Source organism: Acidimicrobiia bacterium, from assembly GCA_040880805.1.
In the GTDB taxonomy this organism is placed as follows: domain Bacteria; phylum Actinomycetota; class Acidimicrobiia; order IMCC26256; family DASPTH01; genus DASPTH01.
In genome coordinates this window covers 1-7,848 of record JBBDHW010000039.1, presented here as the reverse complement: position 1 = coordinate 7,848, position 7,848 = coordinate 1, and the positions used below count along the sequence as shown (strand labels likewise).

The window sequence follows — 7,848 nt, the reverse complement described above, 5'->3', positions numbered from 1 at the left end:
GAGCGACCAATGAGGGAGGAGCGCACAACATGATCGGCTCGTTGCGGGGGTCGGTGCTCGAGCGGCACGCGTCGGGTGAGGCCGTCGTCGAGGTCGGCGGGGTCGGATACCGCGTGCACGTGCCACTCGGCGCGCTCACGCAGCTCGAACCTGGCACGCCGGCGTTCCTGTTCACGCATCTCCACGTGCGCGAGGACGCGATGATCCTCTACGGGTTCACCACGCGCGACGAGCGCGACACCTTCGAGGCGCTCATCAGCGCGACCGGCGTCGGGCCGAAGCTCGCGCTCGCGATGCTGTCAGTGCACTCGCCCAGTTCGCTGCGTCGTGCGCTCGTCGACGACGACCTTGCCTCGCTCACGCTCGTGCCCGGCGTCGGCAAGCGCACCGCCCAGCGCCTCCTCGTCGAGCTGAAGACGCGCCTCGAGGTTCCCGATTTCGATCTCACCGACGGTGTCGCCGCGCCCACCGCGCGCGCCGAGGTGCGTGAAGCGCTCACGGGGCTCGGTTACTCGGCCGACGAAGTGCGCGACATCGTCACGCAACTTCCCGACGACGGCCGCGTCGAAGACCTCCTCCGCGAAGCGCTCAAGCTGCTGGCGGTGACCCATTGAGTAGAGAGGAGATGTTGAAGCCAGCTGCCGATCCGGTCGAGGTGGCGGAGGAGACGAGCCTCCGGCCGCGCCGGCTCGACGAGTTCGTCGGCCAGCCGCGGCTGAAGGAGCACCTCGAGATCATGCTCGGCGCCGCACGCGCGCGCGGGCAGTCGGTCGACCACCTGTTGTTCGCCGGCGCGCCCGGTCTCGGCAAGACCACGTTGTCGGGCATCGTCGCGGTGGAGCTCGAGGTCGGTCTGCGCATCACGAGTGGCCCGGCGCTCGAACGCGCGGGCGACCTCGCCGCGATCCTCACCAACCTCGACGACGGCGACGTCCTCTTCATCGACGAGATCCATCGCCTGCCGCGCCCTGTCGAGGAGGTGCTCTATCCCGCGATGGAGGACTTCCAGCTCGACATCGTCATCGGCAAGGGGCCCTCCGCGCGCTCGATCCGTCTCGAGCTGCCGCGCTTCACGCTGGTCGGCGCCACCACCCGCACCGGGCTCATCACCGGCCCGCTGCGCGACCGTTTCGGGTTCGTCGCCCGCCTCGACTACTACGACACCGCCGACCTGGAGGCGATCCTGGAGCGCACAGCTCGCATCCTCGGTGTGCCACTCGAGGCCGATGGCGCGCACGAGATCGCCCGGCGCGCACGGGGAACACCGCGCATCGCCAATCGTCTCCTCAAGCGCGTGCGCGACTTCGCCGAGGTTCGCGCCGACGGCAGGGTCACCACCGGCGTCGCTCGTGACGCCCTCGCGCTGTTCGAGGTCGACGAGCTCGGCCTCGACAAGGTCGATCGCGCCATCCTCCACGCGCTGTGCGTCACGTTCGCCGGCCGGCCGGTCGGCCTCCACACGCTCGCGGTGGCAGTGGCGGAGGAGCCCGACACGATCGAGGAGGTCTACGAGCCGTTCCTGCTCACAGCCGGTCTCCTCGACCGCACGCCACGCGGCCGCGTTGCCACTCCCGGGGCCTTCGCGCACCTGGCGTTGCCCGTCGGCCCGGCACTCCGCCCGAACCTCTTCGAGGCCCCTCCCGACACGGCGGTCGAGTGACCCGGCGCTACCATCCTCCTCTGCCGCAACCCGGCTCACCGTCGAGTCCAGCGTTGGGACGTCATGGAGATCGCGCTCGTCTATTTCGCCGTTCTGGCGCTCGCGTTCTTCCTGCTCATGGTGCGCCCGCAACGGCGACGGGCAGCCGCGCACCGGCAGTTCGTGGCCGCGCTCTCGGTTGGTGACGAGGTGATCACGTCGGGCGGGATCTTCGGAACGATCCGCGGGCTCACCGACGACGCGGTCGAGCTCGAGATCGCGCCCGGGACGGTGCTCCGCATCGCGCGGATCGCGATCGCCCAGCCCGCCGCCGCGTTCACCGCCACCACCGCCACCACCGCCGATGCCACCGATGGCACCGATGGCACCGATGGCACCGATGGCGCCGCCGGCATCACTGATGGCACCGACGTCGACCCCCCGTCGGACGACCCCGGGCACTGATCCGTGCGGAGAAACGTCATCTTCCTCGTGTCGTCGATCGTCATCGTGATCGGCGCGCTCATCGCCACGCTCGTGTCGGGCAACACCCCGGTGCTCGGCCTCGACCTGCGCGGCGGCGTGTCCGTGGTGTTGTCGCCGGTGGGGAATTACAAGCCCGAGGCGCTCGACGTCGCGGTCGACGTGATCCGCAACCGCGTCGACAGCCTCGGAGTTGCCGAGCCCGAGATCTCGAGGCAGGGCAGCGACATCGTCGTCGACCTCCCCGGGGTCAAAGACCGGTGCAAGGCCGAGCGGATCGTCGGCCAGACGGCCGAGCTGCGCTTCCGCCCGGTGTTCATTCCCGGGGTACCGCCGGCGAAGGCACCCACCACCACGACCACCACCGCGGCGCCCGGTGCGTCCACCACCACCTCGCCGAGCACCACGACCACTACCACCACGCTGCCGACCACCACGACCACCACACCGGCGCAGAACACGGCAGCCAACAACGAGTGTGAAACCACCGTTGCGGGCAACACCGCGAAATCGTCCAAGGACGAGGCGGCGAATGCCGCAGTCGCGTCGTGTGACGCGAGCGCGGTCGCCGCGCTCCCGAAGATCCCCACGACCTCGCGCGAGAACGACAAGCGCAAGGCGTGCGTGGTGCTCCCCGACAAGCCGGGCGGCCCGCGAGCTTCGCGCCTCTACCTCGGGCCGGCCGCGCTCACCGGAAAGGCGGTCGATAGCGCGAAGGCCGAGTTCCGGTCGAGCGAGGGCTGGACCGTGACGATGGATCTCACCGGCTCCGGAAGCTCGAAGTGGGACCAGCTTGCCCAGGCGCAGTTCCACAAGCAGGTCGCGATCACGCTCGACAGCATCGTGCAGTCGGCGCCGAACATCCAGCCGAATGACGCGTCGTTCACCTCCTTCAATGGCACCGCGGTGATCTCGGGCACCTTCACCGAGAGCGAAGCGAAGGATCTCGCGAAGCTGATCAACTACGGCGCGCTGCCGGTCCAGTTGAAGAAGATCAGCGTCGAGAACGTGTCGCCCTCACTGGGGCAGGATCAGCTCGACGCCGGCATTGCGGCCGGGCTCCTCGGGCTTGCGCTCGTCGCGGCCTACATGCTCTTCTACTACCGCTTGCTCGGTCTGGTCGTGATCGCCGGACTCGGCCTGAGTGGGATCGCGCTCTATTGCGTGATCACGTACCTCGGTTCGTCGTTGGGGCTTGCCCTCACCCTCGCCGGCGTCACCGGCATCATCGTGTCGGTCGGTATCACGGTCGACTCGTACATCGTGTACTACGAACGATTGAAGGACGAGGTGCGCGCCGGTTCCACCGTCCGCGCGTGCGTCGACCGCGCGTTCACGCGCTCGTTCCGCACCATCGTCGCCGCCGACCTCGTGTCGCTCATCGGCGCCGGAGTGCTGTACTGGCTCGCGATCGGATCGGTGCGCGGCTTCGCGTTGATGCTCGGACTGTCGACCATCCTCGACCTGCTTGTGGCCTACTTCTTCATGCACCCTCTGGTGTCGCTCATGGCGCGTAATCCCGAGCTGGTCCGCATGCGCGGCGTGGGTATCGCCGCGGGTCTCGACGCGCCGGGGATCACGGCGTGAGCCGCCCGGTGCATGCGAGCGAACGGCTGCGGACCGGGTACCCCGGTCCGCAGGGAGCGAGCCGTGGTGTAGGCACCGAGAGCGGACAAGCATGACAAGCGCTGCCACCACCGTCGCGCCGAAGCGCGAGCGACACACGCTCGGCGACTTCTACCACGAGCGCACGCACTTCAACTTCATCGACCGCTCGTGGCGTTGGGCGATCCTCTCCGGCACGCTGGTCCTCATCTCGGTCGTCGCGTTCGCGGTGCAGGGTCTGAACCTCGGGATCGATTTCGAGGGCGGCACGCAGTGGCAGTTCACCCGGAGCAACGGGTCGGCTTCGGTCAGCGACGTACGCGACGCGCTGAATCCGCTCGGCCTCGGCGATGCCAGGGTGCTCATCCTCGGCGACGACTCCGTGCGCGTGCAGTCCGAGGATCTCTCACCCGCGAAGCAAGGGCAGATCAGCGCCGCGCTCGCGAAGTACGCCGGCATCGACACGCAGCAGGTCCTCGTGAAGAACGTCGGGCCTACCTGGGGCGACAAGGTGAGCAGCAAGGCACTCCAGGCGTTGGTCGTGTTCTTCGTCGTGATCGCGATCTATCTCACGTTCCGCTTCGAGTGGCGGATGGCCCTCGCCGCGATCATCGCCGTGATCCACGACATCATCATCACGGTCGGTGTGTACGCGATCACCCAATTCGAGGTGGTGCCCGCGACTGTCGTGGCATTCCTGACGATCCTCGGGTACTCCCTCTACGACACGGTGGTCGTGTTCGACAAGGTGAGGGACAATCAGGCGCGTCTCGGCACCGAGCGCGGCGACACGTTCTCGGCCATGGTCAACCGCTCGTTGAACCAGGTGCTGATGCGGTCGATCAACACGTCGCTGGTCGCCGTCCTGCCGGTGGCGTCGCTCCTGATCGTCGGCACCTACGTGTTCGGCGGGCTCGTGCTCCGCGACTTCGCGCTCGCGTTGTTCGTGGGTCTGACGGTGGGTGCGTACTCGTCGATCTTCGGCGCCACACCGGTGCTCGCGTGGCTCAAGGAGCGCGAACCGCGCTACCGCGCGCTCCGCGAGCGCGCCGCGGCCGATCTCGCGAAGCGGCCTGTGCAGCAAGCGGCGCCGCCGCCGGAGCTCGCGGAGCCGGCACCCGTGTTGCTCGCAGCCGAGGTCGACGAGCGTGTCGACATCGACGACACCGAAGACGTGACTGCCCGTGCGACCATCACCACCGCGCCTCCGCCCACCGCGACCGCGTCGAGTCCCTCCAAGTCCCGTTCTCCCTCCGCCTCGCCTTCCGCGCCGGGGCGGGGCGGGTCGAACCCGCGGCCGCGCCAGCAGCGCGGCAAGAAGCGGAGATAACACGCGCCGCAGGTAACCTGCGCCGCAGCGAGCGAGCCATAGAGTGATGGCCTGATGAGCACTACCGAGCCGCGCGTCGAGGTCCGCACCGACCGCCGTTCCGTCCTGCCCTGGCGACGCCAGCACATGGTCGACGTCGAGGTCGCACCCCTGATCGCGGCCTACCGAGAGCGCCACCGCCGCACCGATTCCGCGCTGATCGAGCAGGCCTTCGAACTGGCGCGCGTCGCGCACTCCGAGCAGGTCCGCCGGTCGGGCGAGCCCTACATCACCCACCCGCTCGGGGTCGCGCTGATCCTCGCCGACCTCGGCCTCGACGACGTCACCATCGCCGCCGCACTGCTCCACGACGCAGTGGAGGACACGAGCGTCACGGTCGAGCAGATCGAGCGCGAGCTGGGCAGCGAGGTCGCGGCGATCGTCGACGGCGTCACCAAGCTCGATCGGCTCCAGTTCGACTCCAAGGAGGCGCAGCAGGCCGCCACGCTGCGCAAGATGCTGGTGGCGATGGCCAAAGACATCCGGGTCCTGCTCATCAAGCTGGCCGACCGTCTCCACAACATGCGCACGATCGCGTCGCTCCCCGAGTTCAAGCAGCGGCGGATCGCGCAGGAGACGCTCGACATCTACGCGCCACTCGCGCACCGCCTCGGTATCGCCGACGTGAAGTGGCAGCTCGAAGACCTCGCGTTCGCGACGCTCTACCCGCAGCGCTACGCCGAGATCGAGCAGATGGTCGCTGTGCAGGCGCCCGAGCGCGTCGACTTGCTCGAGAACGTGCTCACCGAGTTGCGCGCGCGGCTCGCCGAGCTGCACATCGAAGCCGACGTGCGCGGTCGCGAGAAGCACTACTGGTCGATCTACGAGAAGATGATCACGCGCGGTAAGCAGTTCGACGATGTACAGGATCTCGTGGGCGTGCGCGTCGTCGTCGACTCGGTGAAGGATTGCTACGCCGCGCTGGGCTCGATCCACGCGATGTGGCGTCCGGTGCAAGGCCGCTTCAAGGACTACATCGCGATGCCGAAGTTCAACCTCTACCAGTCGCTGCACACCACCGTCGTCGGCCCACAGGGCAAGGCAGTGGAGGTGCAGATCCGCACGCAGGAGATGCACCGGCGTGCCGAGTACGGCATCGCCGCGCACTGGGGCTACAAGGAGCGCGAGCCCGCCGACGACCTCGTGTGGCTGCAGCGCATGGTCGACTGGCAGCAGGAAACATCCGATCCCGGCGAGTTCATGGAGTCACTGAAGATCGACCTCGAGTACGACGAGGTCTTCGTCTTCACGCCGAAGGGCAAGGTGATCACGCTCGCCACTGGGGCCACTCCGGTCGACTTCGCGTACGCGATCCACACCGACGTCGGTCACCGTTGTATCGGCGCGCGCGTCAACAGCCGGTTGGTGCCGCTCGACTCGACGCTGGTGTCCGGCGACACGGTCGAGATCTTCACGAGCAAGGTCGAGGGCGCGGGCCCGAGCCGGGACTGGCTCCAGTTCGTCCGCACGCCGAGGGCGCGCACCAAGATCCGCCAGCGGTTCTCCCGTGAGCGACGGCTCGACGCCATCGATACGGGCCGCGAGGAGCTCACCAAGGCGCTCCGCCGCGAGGGATTGCCGGTACAGCGGCTCGCGCAGTCCGACGCGCTGAAGGCGGTGGGCGACGCGCTGCACTACGCCGACCTCGACGTTCTCTACGCTGCGATCGGCGAGCACCACGTGTCGGCGAAGGCCGTCGTGCAACGTCTCCAGAAGGAGTTGCGCGGGGGAGAGGAGCAGTTGCCCGTCACCACCGCGCGCCCGCCGCGCGCACCGCGTCGCGACTCGCGGCGTGCCGCTGGTGTGCACGTCGAAGGACTCGACGATGTGATGGTGCGGCTGTCGCGGTGCTGTACCCCGGTTCCGGGCGACGACATCATGGGCTTCGTCACGCGCGGCCGCGGCGTGTCGGTGCACCGCACTGACTGCGCGAACGCAGCCGGGCTGGTCGACCACGCCGAGCGGCTCATCGAGGTCGAGTGGGACAACGACCAGCCGGCCACGTTCGTGGTCTCCGTCGAGGTCGAGGCGCTCGACCGGAACCGGCTCCTGCGCGACATCTCGCAAGTGCTCGCCGAGTACCACGTGAACATCTTGGCGAGCACATCGCAGACATCGAGTGATCGCGTCGCGAAGTTCCGGTTCGACTTCGAGCTTGCCGACCCGAGCCATCTCGACTCGATCATCTCGGCGCTCAAACGCGTCGACTCGGTGTACACGGCCTACCGCGTGCTGCCCGGTCACGCTCGCTCCGGCGTCTGAGTTCCCACGCCGAGTCTCTGCGGCCGAGGCGACGCCGTTGCGCTTTCGAAGGGCGGCCTTGGATCCGGGAGAGCCCCTGCGCGTCCTCGCTGCGCTCGGACGCGTCCCTCCGGGACGGGTCTCTCCGGGCGGCCGCACCCTTCGAAAGCGATGACGTCGCCTCGGCCGCTGCGCGAGTTCCGGTTGACCGGCTCGACGGGCTGGCTACAGAAGGGTCTTGTTTTGGGCGGCATCTCGTGGGCGCCCGCGCGATCGCGCGTCCTTTGTAACGCTGGGCCTTACAAGTCAGGCGCGATCAAGAACCACCGGCCCAGTTCGTCGCACCAGTTGCGGCGACGGGGCGCGTTCTCATAGAAGCGACGCGATCGATCGTTGCCCTCTCCACCCAGAGCCGCAGATCGATGAGGGGGTCTGCTGCGCCAGTCAGGCTCCCCGCGACCAACCGCCACTGTTGCCGGCCAGAACAGGCCGGAGTGGCGGTTGGTCGAGA

6 protein-coding genes are annotated in these 7,848 nt (G+C 68.3%); all 6 read left to right on the top strand.

Going from position 1 to position 7,848, the window contains the following annotated elements; translation table 11 throughout:
- The coding region (ruvA, locus tag WD271_09985) for a Holliday junction branch migration protein RuvA (protein ID MEX1008156.1) at positions 1–614 on the top strand (614 nt) is incomplete at its 5' end.
- 11 nt (positions 615–625) lie between these two features.
- Positions 626–1,660, top strand: coding sequence for a Holliday junction branch migration DNA helicase RuvB (ruvB, locus tag WD271_09980; protein MEX1008155.1), 1,035 nt, complete (start codon positions 626–628; stop codon positions 1,658–1,660).
- Between the two features lie 63 nt (positions 1,661–1,723).
- The gene (gene yajC / locus WD271_09975) at positions 1,724–2,104 is read left to right on the top strand and encodes a preprotein translocase subunit YajC (GenBank protein ID MEX1008154.1); all 381 of its coding nucleotides are present in this window, start codon (positions 1,724–1,726) and stop codon (positions 2,102–2,104) included.
- 3 nt (positions 2,105–2,107) lie between these two features.
- Positions 2,108–3,709: a protein translocase subunit SecD gene (gene secD / locus WD271_09970; GenBank protein ID MEX1008153.1), complete on the top strand. Its 1,602-nt coding sequence runs from the start codon at positions 2,108–2,110 to the stop codon at positions 3,707–3,709.
- A gap of 91 nt (positions 3,710–3,800) precedes the next feature.
- Complete coding sequence (gene secF, locus WD271_09965; GenBank protein MEX1008152.1) at positions 3,801–5,057, top strand: protein translocase subunit SecF; 1,257 nt, start codon at positions 3,801–3,803, stop codon at positions 5,055–5,057.
- A 54-nt stretch (positions 5,058–5,111) separates the two neighbouring features.
- Positions 5,112–7,358: a bifunctional (p)ppGpp synthetase/guanosine-3',5'-bis(diphosphate) 3'-pyrophosphohydrolase gene (locus tag WD271_09960; GenBank protein ID MEX1008151.1), complete on the top strand. Its 2,247-nt coding sequence runs from the start codon at positions 5,112–5,114 to the stop codon at positions 7,356–7,358.
- The last annotated feature ends 490 nt before the right edge of the window (positions 7,359–7,848 follow it).